The 17875-nt window shown below is 46.9% G+C and carries 13 protein-coding genes and 1 other annotated feature; all 13 genes read right to left on the bottom strand.

What is annotated here, in order from left to right; translation table 11 throughout:
- Positions 1–68 precede the first annotated feature (68 nt).
- The 13 genes from rpoC to ACTRDR_RS02350 all read right to left on the bottom strand — a co-directional run bounded on the left by rpoC (position 69) and on the right by ACTRDR_RS02350 (position 17870).
- Positions 69–3767 (bottom strand): DNA-directed RNA polymerase subunit beta', encoded by a 3699-nt coding sequence (gene rpoC, locus ACTRDR_RS02410; protein ID WP_176862416.1) that lies wholly within the window; start codon positions 3765–3767, stop codon positions 69–71.
- 36 nt (positions 3768–3803) lie between these two features.
- Positions 3804–7733 carry a DNA-directed RNA polymerase subunit beta gene (gene rpoB / locus ACTRDR_RS02405; protein ID WP_440526029.1) on the bottom strand — a complete coding sequence of 1310 codons (3930 nt, stop codon included), beginning with the start codon at positions 7731–7733 and terminating at the stop codon, positions 3804–3806.
- Positions 7734–8069: 336 nt separating this feature from the next.
- On the bottom strand, positions 8070–8441 hold the full coding sequence (gene rplL, locus ACTRDR_RS02400; protein ID WP_022153710.1) for a 50S ribosomal protein L7/L12: 372 nt from the start codon (positions 8439–8441) through the stop codon (positions 8070–8072).
- A 53-nt stretch (positions 8442–8494) separates the two neighbouring features.
- The gene (gene rplJ / locus ACTRDR_RS02395; protein ID WP_176862420.1) at positions 8495–9031 is read right to left on the bottom strand and encodes a 50S ribosomal protein L10; all 537 of its coding nucleotides are present in this window, start codon (positions 9029–9031) and stop codon (positions 8495–8497) included.
- A gap of 52 nt (positions 9032–9083) precedes the next feature.
- Positions 9084–9206: a sequence feature (ribosomal protein L10 leader region), on the bottom strand.
- 64 nt (positions 9207–9270) lie between these two features.
- The gene (locus ACTRDR_RS02390) at positions 9271–10245 is read right to left on the bottom strand and encodes a C-terminal binding protein (RefSeq protein WP_440526028.1); all 975 of its coding nucleotides are present in this window, start codon (positions 10243–10245) and stop codon (positions 9271–9273) included.
- 8 nt (positions 10246–10253) lie between these two features.
- A complete protein-coding gene (locus tag ACTRDR_RS02385; protein ID WP_440526027.1) occupies positions 10254–11153 on the bottom strand; it encodes a transporter substrate-binding domain-containing protein in 900 nt (299 codons plus the stop codon).
- 56 nt (positions 11154–11209) lie between these two features.
- Positions 11210–11911 carry an amino acid ABC transporter permease gene (locus ACTRDR_RS02380; RefSeq protein WP_440526026.1) on the bottom strand — a complete coding sequence of 234 codons (702 nt, stop codon included), beginning with the start codon at positions 11909–11911 and terminating at the stop codon, positions 11210–11212.
- A 12-nt stretch (positions 11912–11923) separates the two neighbouring features.
- The gene (locus ACTRDR_RS02375) at positions 11924–12664 is read right to left on the bottom strand and encodes an amino acid ABC transporter ATP-binding protein (RefSeq protein ID WP_440526025.1); all 741 of its coding nucleotides are present in this window, start codon (positions 12662–12664) and stop codon (positions 11924–11926) included.
- Between the two features lie 166 nt (positions 12665–12830).
- A complete protein-coding gene (locus tag ACTRDR_RS02370) occupies positions 12831–13469 on the bottom strand; it encodes a cytidylate kinase family protein (RefSeq protein ID WP_176862429.1) in 639 nt (212 codons plus the stop codon).
- Positions 13470–13471: 2 nt separating this feature from the next.
- Complete coding sequence (locus ACTRDR_RS02365) at positions 13472–14467, bottom strand: arginine deiminase family protein (protein ID WP_176862511.1); 996 nt, start codon at positions 14465–14467, stop codon at positions 13472–13474.
- A gap of 35 nt (positions 14468–14502) precedes the next feature.
- On the bottom strand, positions 14503–15414 hold the full coding sequence (locus ACTRDR_RS02360; protein WP_440526024.1) for an AEC family transporter: 912 nt from the start codon (positions 15412–15414) through the stop codon (positions 14503–14505).
- Positions 15411–16694: an aspartate aminotransferase family protein gene (locus ACTRDR_RS02355; RefSeq protein WP_440526023.1), complete on the bottom strand. Its 1284-nt coding sequence runs from the start codon at positions 16692–16694 to the stop codon at positions 15411–15413. The genes ACTRDR_RS02360 and ACTRDR_RS02355 overlap by 4 nt, the downstream gene beginning before the upstream one ends.
- A gap of 21 nt (positions 16695–16715) precedes the next feature.
- Positions 16716–17870 (bottom strand): iron-containing alcohol dehydrogenase, encoded by a 1155-nt coding sequence (locus ACTRDR_RS02350; RefSeq protein WP_176862433.1) that lies wholly within the window; start codon positions 17868–17870, stop codon positions 16716–16718.
- Positions 17871–17875 lie beyond the last annotated feature (5 nt).

Here is a 17875-nt window from a genome sequence, read left to right as displayed (position 1 = left end):
TGAAATTACATAACTACCGAATTTAAGGCAAAAAAACTCCCCGGGTTAATTCCCCGGGGAGTTTTATTTTACTGATTATCAGCTTCGGTTCCTACTTCTACAGTTTCTGCTTCTGCACTGGCATCTGCATTCTCTGCATCCAGATCGGTTCCATCGCTCAGATTCAACTCTGCATCATCACCGTACATATCACCACTAAAATCAATGGTCTCTACGGCATCGGTGCTCAGTCTGGTGTTACGATATCTCTTCATACCGGTTCCTACAGGAATCAGCTTACCGATGATAACGTTCTCTTTCAGACCGATCAGTTTATCTTCCTTACCCTTGATCGCAGCTTCGGTCAGGACCTTGGTGGTCTCCTGGAAGGATGCTGCTGACAGGAAGGATTCGGTCGCCAATGCTGCCTTGGTAATACCAAGAATGATACGCTTGCCTTCTGCAGGCTCTTTGCCTTCTGCGATCAGCTTCTCGTTCATCTCTTCGAAATCCAGAACATCTACCAGAGTTCCGGGCAGGAACTCGGTGTCTCCGTTATTCTCGATACGAACTTTCTTCAACATCTGGCGTACCAGGACTTCGATATGCTTATCAGCGATATCTACACCCTGTAAACGGTATACACGCTGTACTTCACGCAGCATGTAATCCTGTACGGCACGGATTCCCTTGATCTTCAACAGATCGTGAGGATTTACGCTACCTTCGGTCAGTTCATCACCGGCCTCTAATACCTGTCCGTCCACTACCTTGATACGGGAACCGTAAGGAATCAGATATGCCTTGGATTCACCGGTCTCTTCATTTGTGATCACAACTTCACGCTTTTTCTTGGTATCGCGGATCTCCGCCTTACCGCCGAATTCAGCGATGATTGCAAGTCCCTTAGGCTTTCTGGCCTCGAACAACTCCTCGACACGGGGAAGACCCTGTGTGATATCGTCACCTGCGACACCACCACTATGGAAGGTTCTCATGGTCAGCTGGGTACCGGGCTCACCGATAGACTGTGCAGCAATAATACCGACTGCTTCACCTACCTGTACAGCTTCACCGGTTGCCATGTTGGCACCGTAACACTTTGCACAGATACCAACATGGGAACGACAGGTTAAGATCGTACGGATCTTCACTTCCTCAATAGGCTCACCCTGTGCATTTACGCCAACACTTAAGATCTTGGCTGCACGGCTGGGGGTGATCATGTGGTTGTGCTTTACGATCATGTTACCGTCTTTATCGTAAATATCCTCACAGGAATATCTTCCTGTGATTCTGTCTTTCAGGCCTTCAATGGTCTCTTTACCATCCATGAATGCTTTGACTACCATACCGGGGATCTCTGCCTGACCCTCACAGCAGTCTACCTCACGGATAGAGAGTTCCTGAGATACATCAACCATTCGTCTGGTCAGATAACCGGAGTCTGCAGTACGCAGAGCGGTATCGGACATACCTTTTCGTGCACCATGTGCAGACATGAAGTACTCCAGTACGTCCAGACCTTCACGGAAGTTTGATTTAATGGGCAGCTCGATGGTTCTACCTGTGGTATCTGCCATCAGTCCACGCATACCTGCCAGCTGTTTGATCTGCTGACTGGAACCACGCGCACCGGAGTCTGCCATCATGAAGATGTTGTTGTATTTATCCAGACCGGACAGCAGTACGTCGGTCAGCTCTTTATCGGTCTCGTTCCAGGTCTCTACAACGGCACGATAACGCTCTTCCTCAGTGATCAGACCACGTCTGAAGTTGCTTGCGATCTTGTCTACGGTAGCCTGTGCGGCTGCCAGCATTTCACCCTTCTTCTCAGGGACGGTCATATCGGAGATGGATACGGTCATAGCTGCTCTGGTAGAGTACTTATAACCGATTGCCTTAACATCATCCAGTACTTCTGCAGTCTTGGATGCTCCGTGAGTATTGATAACCTTCTCCAGGATCTGCTTCAGCTGCTTCTTGCCTACATGGAAGTCTACTTCCAGCTTCATGAAGTTCTCGGGATCGCTTCTGTCTACAAATCCCAGATCCTGAGGCAGGATCTCATTGAAGATAAATCTTCCCAGAGTGGACTCTACCGTACCGGTGATGGTCTCTCCGGCTGCATTTACCTTGTGCATACGCACATGGATACGGGAATGTAAGGTCAGTGCCTGATTCTCGTATGCCAGAATCGCCTCATTTACGCTCTTGAAATACTTGCCTTCGCCGATTGCTCCGGGTCTCTCCTGGGTCAGATAGTAGATACCAAGTACCATATCCTGGGAAGGAACAGCTACTGGGCCACCATCGGAAGGCTTCAGTAAGTTATTCGGAGACAGCAGCAGGAAACGACACTCTGCCTGTGCCTCCTGGGACAGAGGAAGATGTACTGCCATCTGGTCTCCATCGAAGTCCGCGTTAAATGCGGTACATACCAAGGGATGCAGTTTGATGGCCTTACCTTCTACCAGAATGGGCTCAAATGCCTGAATACCAAGTCTGTGCAGTGTCGGTGCACGGTTCAGCATAACAGGATGTTCCTTAATAACCTCTTCCAGCACATCCCATACCTGCGTATCCAGTCTCTCTACCAGCTTCTTGGCATTCTTGATGTTCTGGCTGATTCCCTTGGCTACCAGCTCTTTCATTACAAAGGGCTTAAACAGCTCAATTGCCATTTCCTTGGGCAGACCACACTGATAAATCTTCAGTTCCGGTCCTACGACGATAACGGAACGTCCGGAGTAGTCTACACGCTTACCTAACAGGTTCTGACGGAAACGACCGGTCTTACCCTTTAACATATCGGACAGAGACTTCAGTGCTCTGTTGCCGGGTCCGGTAACAGGACGTCCGCGTCTGCCGTTATCGATCAGAGCATCCACAGCTTCCTGCAGCATTCTCTTCTCGTTACGAACGATAATATCAGGAGCACCTAACTCCAACAGTCTCTTCAGACGGTTATTACGGTTGATGATTCTTCTGTACAGATCATTCAGGTCGGAGGTTGCAAAACGTCCGCCATCCAGCTGTACCATAGGACGAAGATCAGGCGGGATCACAGGGATCACATCCATGATCATCCATTCGGGCTTATTGCCGGACTCGCGGAAAGCTTCCACAACTTCCAGTCTCTTAATGATGCGGGCACGCTTCTGACCAGAGGATTCCTTCAGTCCGGTCTTCAGTTCTGCTGCATCCTTCTCCAGGTCAATGGCCTGCAGCAGCTCTTTGATAGCTTCCGCACCCATGCCTACACGGAACTTGTTGCCCCAGGTCTCTCTTGCATCCTGATATTCCTTCTCGGACAGCACTGCCTTGTACTCAAGGTTGGTGGTTCCCGGATCCAGAACGATATAGGAAGCGAAGTACAGAACCTTCTCCAGGATTCTGGGAGACAGATCCAGGATCAGACCCATACGGCTGGGGATACCTTTGAAATACCAGATATGGGATACCGGAGCAGCAAGCTCGATATGTCCCATACGCTCTCTACGAACGCTGGCTTTGGTAACTTCTACGCCACAACGATCGCAGACAACGCCCTTATATCTGATCTTTTTATATTTACCACAATGACATTCCCAGTCCTTGCTGGGTCCGAAAATTCTCTCACAGAACAGACCGTCTCTCTCGGGCTTCAGTGTTCTGTAATTGATTGTCTCCGGCTTTAATACCTCTCCATGGGACCACTCCCGGATTTTCTCCGGGGAAGCTAATCCGATCTTGATGGAATCAAATGTCATAGGCTGATAGGTTGTTTCATTTTTTGTTTCTGACATTAATGGCACTCCCTTCTATACAAACTATACAAAGCATTAAAATTCATCTTCACTGCCGTCAAAGCTATCATCGGTGTAATCATCCTCAACGTAATCGTCGTCCTCGGAGTTCACCAGTTCACCGTTATCATCGAATTCCTGTGACTGATAGCCCATCTCGCCAAGGGAGTTCTTATCGTAATCGTCATCGTACTTACGATCACCTTCCATCTCATAACGGTAATCGGTATCACCGTAATCAACGGTCTCCATGATCTCAACCTCGGTATGATCCTCACGCAGCACTCTGACATCCAGACCCAGTGCCTGTAATTCCTTCAGCAGAACCTTGAAGGATTCGGGGATACCGGGCTCAGGGATATTGTCTCCCTTGATGATTGCTTCGTAAGTCTTCACACGTCCTACAACATCATCGGACTTCACAGTCAGAATCTCCTGCAGGGTGTAGGATGCACCATACGCCTCCAGTGCCCATACTTCCATCTCTCCGAAACGCTGTCCGCCGAACTGTGCTTTACCACCCAGAGGCTGCTGTGTTACCAGGGAGTACGGTCCGGTAGAACGCGCATGAATCTTATCATCTACCAAATGATGCAGTTTCAGGTAATGCATGTGTCCGATGGTTACAGGACCGTCGAAGTATTCGCCGGTTCTACCGTCGCGCAGACGTACCTTACCGTCTCTGGAAATAGGAACTCCCTTCCATACGGATCTGTGGTCTCTGTTCTCGGACAGATACTGCATAACTTCAGGGAGAAGCTCCTCACCGTGCTTGCTGGTGAAGGTCTCTCCGGCCCAGGGCTTACCGTCTGCGGTAGTCTCCTGACCCTTTTCCTTCCACTCTGCACTCTCTGCATCGTCGAAAGGAAGATTTACATAATCGTTGGCAAGATCCAACGTATCCATAATGTCTTTCTCGTTTGCACCGTCGAAGACAGGTGTTGCCACATTGAAGCCCAGTGCCTTAGCAGCCAGGGAAAGGTGGATCTCCAGGACCTGTCCGATATTCATACGGGAAGGCACACCCAGAGGATTCAGCACGATGTCCAGAGGACGTCCGTTGGGCAGATAAGGCATATCTTCTACCGGAAGCACGCGGGATACGACACCCTTGTTACCGTGACGACCTGCCATCTTATCACCTACGGAGATCTTTCTCTTCTGTGCAATATAGATACGGACTGCCTGATTTACTCCGGGAGCCAGCTCATCGCTGTTCTCGCGGGTAAATACCTTGGCATCCACTACGATACCGTATTCACCGTGAGGTACCTTCAGGGAGGTATCTCTTACTTCTCTTGCCTTCTCACCGAAGATCGCGCGTAACAGTCTCTCTTCAGCAGTCAGCTCAGTCTCTCCCTTAGGAGTAACCTTACCTACCAGAATATCTCCGGCACGGACTTCTGCACCGATACGGATGATACCTCTGTCATCCAGATCCTTCAGCGCATCATCACCGACACCGGGAACATCACGGGTGATCTCCTCGGGTCCTAACTTGGTGTCACGTGCTTCTGCCTCATACTCCTCGATATGAACAGAAGTATAGACATCATCACGTACCAGTCTCTCACTTAACAGAACAGCATCCTCGTAGTTGTAACCTTCCCAGGTCATGAAACCGATCAGAGGGTTCTTACCCAGAGCCAGCTCACCCTGTGAAGTGGAAGGACCGTCTGCAATGACCTGACCTGCCGCTACATGGTCGCCCTTGAATACGATGGGCTTCTGATTGTAGCAGTTGGACTGGTTACTACGGGAGAACTTGGTCAGATGGATCTCTGCCTTCTCACCGTCATCATAAGCGATACGAATGGTCTTGGAAGATACGTAAGTAATAGTTCCGGGCTTTTTAGCCACAACGCAGACACCGGAGTCAACCGCTGTCTTTACTTCCATACCGGTACCTACTACGGGTGCCTCGGTGCTTAACAGAGGTACTGCCTGACGCTGCATGTTGGATCCCATCAGCGCACGGTTCGCATCATCGTTCTGCAGGAAAGGAATCAGTGCAGTAGCCACAGAGAATACCATTCTCGGGGATACATCCATGTAATCAAACATAGCCTTGGGATATTCCTGTGTCTCATCCAGATAACGTCCGGAAACGGAATTTCTCACGAAATGTCCTTCTGCATCCAGTGCTTCATTCGCCTGTGCTACATGGTAATTATCTTCTTCGTCCGCAGTCATATAGACTACTTCATCGGTAACGCGAGGGTTCTTCGGATCGGACTTGTCGATCTTACGGTAAGGAGCCTCTACGAAACCATATTCATTAATTCTTGCATAACTTGCAAGAGAGTTGATCAGACCGATGTTAGGACCTTCGGGAGTCTCGATAGGACACATTCTTCCGTAATGGGAGTAATGTACATCTCGAACCTCGAATCCGGCACGATCTCTGGACAGACCGCCGGGACCCAGTGCAGACAGACGTCTCTTGTGGGTCAGCTCACCCAGAGGGTTATTCTGGTCCATGAACTGAGACAGCTGGGAAGATCCGAAGAACTCCTTCACTGCTGCGGTCACAGGCTTAATATTGATCAGAGACTGGGGAGAGATCTCCTCAGCGTCATGGGTAGTCATACGCTCACGTACCACTCTCTCCATTCTGGACAGACCGATACGATACTGGTTCTGCAGCAGTTCACCTACCGCACGGATACGTCTGTTGCCCAGATGGTCGATATCGTCATCGTTGCCCAGACCATACTCCAGATGCATATTATAGTTGATGGAAGCTAAGATATCTTCCTTCGTGATATGCTTGGGTACCAGTTCATGTACGTTCTTCTTGATTGCCTCTGCCAGCTTCTCGGGATCCTCACCGAACTCCTCAAGGATCTTCTCCAGAACGGGATAGTATACCAGCTCATGGATACCGAACTCTCTGGGATTGCAGTCTACATAATGGGTCAGGTCTACCATCAGGTTAGACAGTACTTTTACATTCTTCTCTTCTGTCTGAATATATACGAAAGGAACTGCGCTGTTCTGAATGGTATCAGCCAGTTCTGCTGTCACCTTGTCACCTGCGGATGCGATCACTTCACCGGTGGAAGGATCTACTACATCTGCAGCCAGGATCTGATGACGAATACGATTCTTCAGAGCTAATTTCTTATTAAATTTATATCTTCCGACTTTGGCTAAATCATATCTTCTGGGGTCGAAGAACATAGCATTGATCAGGCTCTCTGCGCTCTCAACACTTAAAGGCTCACCGGGACGGATCTTTTTGTATAACTCTAACAGACCCTCCTGATAATTCTCAGCAGTGTCCTTGGTAAAGCTTGCCTCGATCTTAGGCTCGTCGCCAAACAGCTCACGGATCTCATCGTTAGTACCGATGCCCAGTGCACGGATCAGTACAGTGATGGGAACCTTACGGGTTCTGTCCACACGTACATAGAAGACATCGTTGGAGTCTGTCTCATACTCCAGCCATGCACCACGGTTCGGGATCACGGTGCAGGAGAAGAGCTTCTTACCAATCTTATCATGTCCGATTCCATAGTAGATGCCGGGAGAACGAACCAGCTGGCTGACGATAACACGCTCTGCGCCATTTACCACGAATGTTCCGGTATCGGTCATCAGAGGAAGATTGCCCATGAAGATCTCGTGCTCACTGATCTCTTCCTTCTCCTTATTATAGAGACGGACCTTAACCTTAAGAGGTGCCTCATAGGTAGCATCTCTCTCTTTACACTCTTCGATAGAATACTTCACATCGTCCCTGCAGAGTTCAAAATCCACAAATTCCAGACTTAAGGCACCGCTGTAGTCAGCGATCGGAGAGATGTCGTCAAAGACTTCCTTCAAGCCTTCGTCTAAAAACCACTGATAGGAGTCCTTCTGGACCTCGATCAGATTGGGCATCTCTAAAACCTCTTCTTGTCTTGAATAACTCATACGCATAACCTTGGTACCGGCAATCGGACGTATTCTGTTCTTTTCCATTGACATTTCACCCCGTTCTTTCAGATTTAAAGCCTATTTTGCGTCGGCAACAATGCAATATATATAAACGTCAAATTTTATGCATGACAAATAAGCATAGCACCGCACAATAGTGCACTATCCATAATAGCACAATGATGGAAATACGTCAAGGAAATATTTTGAATATTTTTGAAAAAATGATAACTATTCAGAGCAAAAAGGAAGCCTCGTAGAGGCGATTTTGCGAATGGGGTTCTGAATAGTTACAAAAAATGAAAAATAAGAAAATAATAACAAGAAAGAACCATGCACCGGCAGGTGCCGGCACATGGTCCGTCATATACTGGTTAAAAATTACTTCAGAGTAACCTTTGCGCCAACTTCCTCAAGCTTCTTCTTGATGTCCTCAGCCTCTTCCTTAGAAGCGCCTTCCTTAACAACCTTAGGAGCTCCGTCAACTACGTCCTTAGCTTCCTTCAGGCCCAGACCGGTTACTTCACGAACAACCTTGATAACCTTAACCTTCTCAGCGCCAACCTCGGTCAGCTCTACGTCGAACTCGGTCTTCTCTTCTGCTGCTTCAGCAGGACCAGCTGCTGCTACAACAACGCCAGCTGCTGCGGATACACCGAACTCCTCCTCGCAAGCCTTTACGAGATCATTTAACTCTAATACAGATAACTCTTTGATAGCATCGATTAATTCCTGTGCTGTTAATTTAGCCATTTTAATTTCCTCCATTTGAAATATTTTGATTGATTGTCAATTAGCTGCAATTATTATTCAGCTGCGGGTGCTTCTTCTGCGGGTGCTGCTGCTTCACAAGCTGCTGCGCCGCCTTTTTCAGCCAGCTGATTCATAACACGTGCAAAATTGGTGATAGGACTCTGTAAGCTGCCAAGCAGTTTGGAGATGAGTACGTCTCTGGAAGGGATGTTAGCGATTGCAGCCATACCCTTAGCATCATAAACAGTACCTTCTACCACACCGGCCTTGATCTCAAGCTTATCAGCAGTCTTCGCGAACTGAGCCAGTACTCTTGCAGGAGCGGTTGCATCCTCGGTAGAGTAAGCCATTGCGCTGGGTCCTTCCAGATACTCGGACAGACCTTCGAACTGTGTACCCTTGAACGCGAAGTTCATCATGGTGTTCTTGTAAACCTTGTAGGTAACTCCTGCCTCACGTAAGCTCTTACGTAACTGGGTATCCTGCTCAACAGTAAGTCCACGGTAGTCTACCAGAACTACAGACTGGGCATCCTTGATACCAGCAGAAATCTCTTCTACTACAGGCTGTTTTAATTCAACTTTTGCCATTTCTTTACCTCCTTATAGATTTTGTGCCGATAAGAAGAATAGGATAAAATCCTATAAAGTAAAAAAACTCTCTGTGAAGACACAGAGAGATGAAATCATCATACTTATCTCCTCGGCAGGACTTACGCTCGGTCTCCCTTGCACCTGCTGTCTTCGGCATGGTTTTACAACCTCAGATAGAATAGCATAGGAGACCGCGCTTGTCAAGGATTATTTAGTGATTATGATATTATTTTTTATTATGCCATTTTGTTAACTATATAATGTATTCTGTTCCATTCTCCCTTGAAGAAATAAATCAGATTATCACAGGAAATATCCTGTAGTGCCCTGAGGGATTCCTCTGAATAAAAGGCACTATGTGGCGTGAGTATCACCTGTTCCCGTCCTGTCAGTCCTGTTTTTCCAAGTTCCGGCATTTCTGACTCCAATACATCCAGCCCGGCACCACGGATCCAGCCATTTTGCAGAGCTTTCAAAAGCGCCGCTTCCTCCACAGCTGCTCCTCTGCCCACATTAATGAACAAGGGGTGTCTTTTCATTTTCCGGAAAGCTTCTTCATTGAAAAAATGATAATGCTCTTTTCCAATGGCCATATGATTTGTAATGATATCACTTTTTTCAAATAATTCTTCTGCGGGAACAAATTGTACAGGGTATGCCTCTTTGTTGATAGTTTTTCCGGTAGGAGAATATACCAGGATCCGCATGCCGAAGGCATCTGCCAGCTTTCCTACCCTCCTGCCGATCTTACCAAAACCGGCAATCCCCAGTGTCTGACCTTTCAGCCTGTGTAATCCCTGCAGGCTGGTATATTGCCATCTGTACTGTTCATCAATTTCTTTTCCATAGTGTTTCAGTCCTCTGGACAATGCCAGGATCAGCGCCATGGTATGTTCTGCCACTTCTTCCGTACAATATTCTTCTATTGGTATCACTGCTATATGGCGCCTGCTTGCGGCAGCCAGATCAACATTATCATATCCTGAAGCATTCAATACAATACACCGAAGTTTCGGAACAGCCTCCATTACCGCATCATTAATAGGAAGAAACGCAGTAAGCAATGCATCTGCATTGCCTACTGCGTGGATCCATTGTTCACGGTTTTCAAACGGAACCACTTCGACCTCCGTATCCTTAAGAGCTGCAAGTATTCTATTTTTCTCATACTCCAGATCCCTGTGCAGTACTCCCGGATAATCCGTTATCACAATTCGTCTCATTCGCCTGCGTTGTCAGCCGCGATCTGGCTGTACTCTTCTACCCATTTGTCAAAATTTCCTGCATCCTGATTTTCCTTGATTACAGCATTCAGTATCTCTAACAGATCCTCATTGCCCTTGTTCAAAACGATGGCAGATTCCTTCTGTCTGCCGAAGTTGGCATCTGCGAACTGTAAAGTATCATCTGCAAGCAGATACTGTTTTCCAACGATGCTTTCTACTACAACACCTGAGACCTTACCGTTTTTCAGTTCCAGAATACAATCCGGCACATGCTCCAGAGAAGTCAGGGAATTATCAGGAAGCAGTTCCTGAACAAGCTTCTCCTGTGTGGTAGATTTCTCTGCCGCCAGAGGAACTCCCTTCAGATCATCCAGTGTCTTAAATTTGTCTGCATCTGTCTTGTTGATGATAACCACCTGATCTGAGAACAAATAGCTGTCTGAGAAATCCATGGTTTCTTTTCTTTCATCTGTCGGTGCCACACCGGCGATAGCCATATCGATCTTACCAGCGGGAATTGCTGCCAGCAGAGATGAGAAGGTCATATCCTGGATCTCCAGTTCTACTCCCAACTTCTCCGCAATAGCCTTTGCCAACTCCATATCCACGCCGATGACCGCCTGATCTGCTGATGTGATATCCACAAATTCATAAGGAGGATATCCGGATGCTGTTCCTACGACCAGTTTCCCGGAATCTTTAATCTTGGCCAGCAGACCTGTTCCGGACTCTGTTTCCGCTGCTGTTTCCGTTGTTGCAGTTGTCTCGGCTGCGGATAAAATTTCTGCAGTTGCGGCTGTCGTAGTCGACGTTGTGCTATCCGCACCGCATCCCCCGAGAGTCATAACGCTCATTACTGCTGTCATTACCATTGCTAAAACTCGTTTTTTCATAATTTTTTCCTCTCTTTTCTTTTTTATTCCTAAAGTGGACATTCGAAAATACCACATTAGTTTGCTACACGTTGTGTACTCCGTGACATCCTCTTCTCGATTTTTTTCAAGATGAAAGAGAACACCGAAGTGATCAGAAAATAAATAAGTGCTACCAGAATCAGCGGTGCCATCGGCTGGAAGCTGATTCCGCGGATCGTATCCGCAGCATACATCAATTCACCGATACCGATAACAGATACCTGTGACGAAGTTTTAATGATCGTAATAAACTCATTGCTCAGGGACGGAAGAATATTTTTCATGGCCTGTGGCAGTACAATACACAGTAAAGTCCTTGCATTGCTCATTCCAAGTGCCAGGGCTCCTTCTGTCTGTCCTCTGTCTACGGATAGGATACCACCTCTGACGATCTCACAGATATACGCCGTGGAATTGATTGTAAGAGCAACAATACCGGAGACCAGACGGGAAATATCCACACCACCGAACATAATGCTGGGAACCTGGATCCCTATCATTGGTAATCCATAAAATACGATGGATATCTGTACCAGCACGGGAGTTCCCCGGATAAATTCCACATAAGCATTTGCAAACCATCGGAGCAGTCTAACCTTACTCATTTTCATAAAAGCCATCAGAGTACCGAAAATCAATCCAAAAAGGATCGTCAATATAGAAATGATCACTGTGATCTTGACTCCGCCGATCAAAAGCATTTTATATTTCACTAAGATTTTCCACAAAGCCAGCATAGGGGTTCCTCCTTACAGCATCTTGCTTAAAAAAGCTTTTACTCTGTCATTCTGTGTATGTTCGAAAATATCCTCCGGACTTCCTTCTTCCATAATGTAACCTTCATCCATAAAAACCACTCTGTCGGCCACTTCCCTGGCAAATCCCATCTCATGTGTGACAACTAACATCGTCATACCCGTTTTTGCCAGATTCTTCATTACAGAAAGAACTTCACCCACCATCTCCGGATCCAGTGCCGATGTGGGTTCATCAAACAATAATACCTCCGGTTGCATCGCAAGGGCTCTTGCAATGGCAACTCTCTGTTTCTGTCCCCCTGAGAGCATTTCCGGATATACATCCTTTTTTTCCGCGAGTCCCACGACTTCCAGAATATCCATGGCTTCCATGTACACGGTTCCCTTATTTCTTTTTTTAACCTTTACCGGAGCATACATGACATTTTCCAACACCGTCATATGTGAAAACAGATTGAAATGTTGGAACACCATTCCTACCTCTTCGCGAAGTTTTGTATATTTTTTTCTTGTGGAGATTGGCTCCCCTTTATAGTAAATTTCTCCGCCGCTGATAGTCTCCAGTGCATTCATGCAGCGAAGCATAGTGCTTTTTCCGGATCCCGACGGCCCGATGATTGCGATCACCTCTCCTTTTCTGACCTCCAGATTAATATCTTTCAGAACAGCAAGTGTGCTGTAATTTTTCGATAGATTTTTTACTGAAATGATTACATTCTTTTCCTCTTGCATAGTTCTCTCCTTCTTCCGCAAGCCGCACTATCCGACTTCCGGCTATACAGAAAAAGGCGCTTCTACTCTGTAGAAACGCCTTCGTTTTGTATACCGTATTCATTAACTTTATGTTGCAGATGCTACCATATTCTCGAAGCTTTGTCAATAGTCAATTCTAAAAACATTAAAATTGTATACATTTATTTGTTTTCTTATAGGTTTCACACTGTAAAAACAGTTTCACGTAATTCTCCAGAAGTTCCACCGTTTTGTCCACTCCCAGTATACCGGCATCGATCATCAGATTTTTATGATTCGGATCCTGGGGCAGATAGCCTGCATACTCCAGATGATAACGTTCTCTTGCTTTATCCACCTCCAGCATCATCCGCCTGGCTTCATCAGGTTCCATGCCGAACTCCTTTTTGCAATTCTCAAACCTTTTCTCCGCCGATGCATAGATATACACATGCATGGTATTCTCATAGGCTGACAAAATGGAATCTGCACATCTTCCCACGATCACACAGGATTCTTTTTCTGCCAGTTCCTTTATGATCGTCTTCTGATTCTCAAAGATCTGATCCCGGATATTACCGGTTCCCATTCCCAGAGGGTACTTCATGCGAAAAAAGCCTCCCTGCACAGACTCTTCCAGTTCCACGATCTCCGACGCCCGCATATTCATTTTTTTAGCCGTCATATCCACGATATCTCTGTCATAATATTTAATACCCAGTCGTTCCGCAAGCTTTCGGGCAATAGGTCTCCCCAGGCTGCCAAACTGTCTGGATACTGTGATAACATACTTTTTTTCACTCATTTTTATTCCTCCTGAATGGAATCCCGAAGCAGAGGAAGTGTAGAACAATGAATTCCTCCTCCGAGCTTATTGATCTCCGAAATATCTACCGGAATGACATCGATTCCTGCCTTTTCCAGATTCTTTGCTGTGCGTATACCTTTTTCAGAAAAAAGGACTTTTCCCGGTTCTAAGGCAATACAATTGTTGGTCAACATAGGATCCTCTCTATCCGTCTCTATGAGTTCGTACCCGCGCTCTTTAAGCATATGCAGGAACCAGTGCGGCAAAATAAAGGTACTGACCAATAATTTGTTCCGGTCCACCGGAACAAATGCCTCATCCAGATGAATATAATAAGCGGGCATATCGATCACGATCAGATCAATTCCCTGATAGGACAGCAGGGTACGAAGCTGTTCAATTCCTTCATCATTAATCCGGACGGACCGTCCAATAATTGCCGTATGCGGATCCAACAGGGAAAATGAGCCTCCCTCCACAGTTCCCCTGCCCTGAATGGCACCTATGATGGGAATATTCTGTTCTGCCAGGAATTTTTGGGTCACGTAAGTATCTCCCTGATGAAAATACATAGCAAACCTGGTCAGGATAGCTCCCTTGGGCGTCATCAGTGCCACATCTCTCGTAAAGGTCAGGTTGGTCCAATAATAAGTGGGATCAATAAGATAATTCACCTCTATCCCTTCTTTTTGTAAAAGCTCCGCCATATGATTGTGCTGCTTTTGCAGTAGCTCAAGATTGGGAAGCTCCGTCCCCTTCCAGTAATTACGTATTCTACCGGAGGGACTTTTCAATATTCTGGCTCCCGCCTCTTCCTCATACACACCGTCCTTCAGCTGCCTGATCTCCTCGCCGGGACAGTGAAGCAGAATTCTGCGGATCTTTCCCACAGAATTATCCACACCAAATTTTTTTCCCCAGACTTCCTCATACACTTCCGAAGTAAACATATTTTCGATCTTACTTTGATTCATATACATCTGCAACGTTGCCATAGCACATTCTCCTTTCCAGTTATCCATTCATCCGGTTATCTTAGTTGCAACACCCAGAACAATAGTGGCATAGTGATCACAGACAGCAAAGTTGTCAGTCCGATCCCCTTGGATGCTGTCACATAATCAGCCCGGTACTGTCTTGCCAGCATAGCAGCCATGGACCCGGAAGGGGCTGCCAAAGTCACGAAGCACACTCCCAGCAAATACTGATTACTGACAAAATTTCGAAGGATCAGCATTCCCAACACTGGTATGATCACAAGCCTTAAGGCTACAAAGATCAATAATCTGATGTCCCTTAAAAATCCTTTCCATTGTACCTCCAAAAAGGAGGCTCCGATCACCATCATGCTTAAAGGAGCTGTCAGATTGCTCAACATGGATACTGTCTGATTCACACTTCCCGGCAGTTCTACCCGGAGAAACGCCAGCATGATCGCCAGTACCCCCGCTGCCACGCCGGGATTCACAAATTTCTTGAGAATCTCTGCCGGACTCCCTGCAGTACCCGCAATACGGAAAATACCGTAAGTATAGATCAGAAGATTAAAAAGCAGCAAAAATACTGCTCCGTATAGTAAAGCCTCCGCCCCGTACATAGCATCCAGCAGTGGGAATCCCATAAATCCCATGTTAGTAAATATCAGCAGCACTTTATAGATCCCTGTTTCTTTCCGGTCTACTCCAAGAAGTTTAACCGCTATCTCCGAAACAACGATCAGAAACAGGTAAACACCTGCTGCAACCAGAACTACCTTGAACAATTCCCGTCTGTCAATGCTGTTTCCGATACCACCGGAAAGAATCAGGGCCGGATTCGCCACGTTGACGATCAGCCACGACAGGAAAACACTATTGTGCCGATCCAGTATTTTCCTTTTTGCCATACCAAATCCCAGCAGCATAAAGAAAAACAATATCAGCAGCTGTCTGCATAAAATCATAGCAATTCCTCTAATACTTCCTCCAGAATATGGATGGCAATGTCTATTTCCTGTCCGGTAACGGTCAGCGGTGCGATAAAGCGGACCACATTATGATCACTGCCACAAGTCAGCAACAGTAAGTCCTTCTCCAAAGCTTTTTGCTTGATCTGTCCTGTCAGAGACGCATCCGGTTCTCCGTTTTCTGTCACCAGCTCCATGGCATTCATCAGGCCGACGCCTCTGACATCTCCGATACGCTTCGGATACCTGCTCCTTAGTCCGTTTAGTTTTTCACGCATATATGCACCCTGTTTTCTTGCATTTTCTAACAGATGATCTCTTTCAATGATTTCCAGCGTTTTCAACCCCGCGGCACAAGCCAGCGGATTACCGCCAAAGGTTCCTCCGTGAGCGCCTGCAGGCCATTGATCCATAATTTCTTTTTTGGCAATGATTGCCGCCAAGGGGACACCTCCCCCCAAAGCCTTGGCAGATGTCAGAATATCCGGCTTCACACCAAACGTCTGATATGCATAAAGCTCTCCTGTTCTGCCGATACCGGTCTGTACTTCGTCAAAGATTAACATGATGCCATACCTGTCACAGATCTCCCGAAGTCCCTTTAAAAATTCCGGCTTAGGAGGAATGTACCCTCCTTCTCCCTGTACCGGTTCCGCAATGATCGCTGCCACACATTCCGGATCGATCTGTTTTGCGAAGATCGCATCAAACTGCTTCAGACATTCCATATGGCATTCCCCTTCTGTTTTACCAAATGGACAATGATGACAGTTTGCATAATCCGCCCAGTATACGGAAGGCATCAACGGCTCATAAAATTTCCGATAGGCACTGCTGGAGCCTGTAATGGACATGGAGCCGATGGTTCTTCCGTGAAAAGAGTTTCGGAAAGCAATAATGCCCGGTCTGCGCGTGACATATTTTGCCAGCTTCATTGCTCCGTCATTGACTTCTGCACCGGAGTTGCTGAAATACACTTTGGTATCCCCTCCTGTCAGTTCCACCAGACGTTCTGCCAGTTTTACATAAGATTCATTGTAGACCACATTGTGCCCCACGTGGATCATAGTGTCCAGTTGTTCCCGGATGGCCTCCACCACCTCAGGATTTTTATTTCCAAGATTATTTACAGCAACACCACTGGCAAAATCCAGAATTCTTCGTCCATCCTCCGTATAAACATAACACCCTTCACCGTCCACGATTCCAAGAGTCGTTGCCCGGTTGGCCACCGCCGGCATTACCTTGCTGCATCTTTCATACATACTGCTCATCATAATTCCTCCTTTTTTCTCCTACTATTTTTCTTCCCGTTTTCCCATATAGACCTGAGTCAACATTTTATCCATCTCTTCCACTGTCATTTTCACCGGATTCACCTTTGTTGCTCCCAGCATGGCATGCTGAAGCAACAGATCGTGTTTCTCCCTAAACATCTCCTCCGTGATCCCTGCCTCCCGGAAGCAGCGAGGAATCCCCAGTTGTTCCCGCATTTCCTCAATTTTTAATATAATGTCTTCACAGTGACAGCGATACGATAATTCCGTAAGCTTTGCCTTTACCAGCGGATCCCGACTGTTATATTGCAGAACATAAGGCAAGATAACAGCATTTGTCAGTCCATGCGCCATATCATAGGCTGCACCGAAGGAATGTGCGATTCCATGGACCATTCCCAGTCCCACATTGGCAAAACCGATGCCTGCCATAGCCTGGAAATTGTGAACCTTTTCCCGGGCCACAGGATCCTCTTCCAGCACCGATTTCGGAAGCCATTCCATAATCCCGACAATTGCAGAGCTGCACAGCCCTTCGTCAAAATCGTCCAGATTATGGTTGGTGTATGCCTCAATGGCATGAGTCAGAGCATCCATTCCTGTCTCAGCTGCTATATTTTTCGGCATAGTCATCACGATATCCGGATCCAGGATCGCCAGATCCGGGCGAAGGCAGTCTGTCATGATCGGTACCTTGAGTTCCTGTTCTGGATCCGTGATCACAGTCCCCCTGGTAACCTCTGAACCGGTTCCCGAAGTAGAAGGGACACAGATCAGTGCTGTTTTCCTCTCTGTGGGAATTTCTCCACGGGAATTATATTCCAGAACATTTTCGAATGTCAGATACGGGAACTCATAGAACAGCAGGATTGCTTTGGCACAATCCATGGCAGAACCTCCGCCCAAAGCTAAAATACAATCCGGGCCAAACGCAAGACATTGCTCCAGTCCTTTTTGTACGTCCGCAATAGACGGGTTTTTCGGCACTCCGGAATATACCACAATATGGCTGTTATTTTTTTCTAACATACCTCTGACCCGGTCCACCACACCGGTCCGCATCATGGAGCTTCCTCCGGTGACGATCATGACCTTCTCAAAAGAATATTGCTCCAATGCCTCCAAAGACCCCCGCCCTGTAAAAATTCCTTTTCCACTTAATACGAGCTTACGCATCTCAT

Source organism: Simiaoa sp. (assembly GCF_051972595.1).
GTDB lineage: Bacteria > Bacillota > Clostridia > Lachnospirales > Lachnospiraceae > Acetatifactor > Acetatifactor hominis.
Note: the sequence above shows the minus strand (reverse complement) of the source record. Positions and strands in the feature narration are given on the sequence as shown.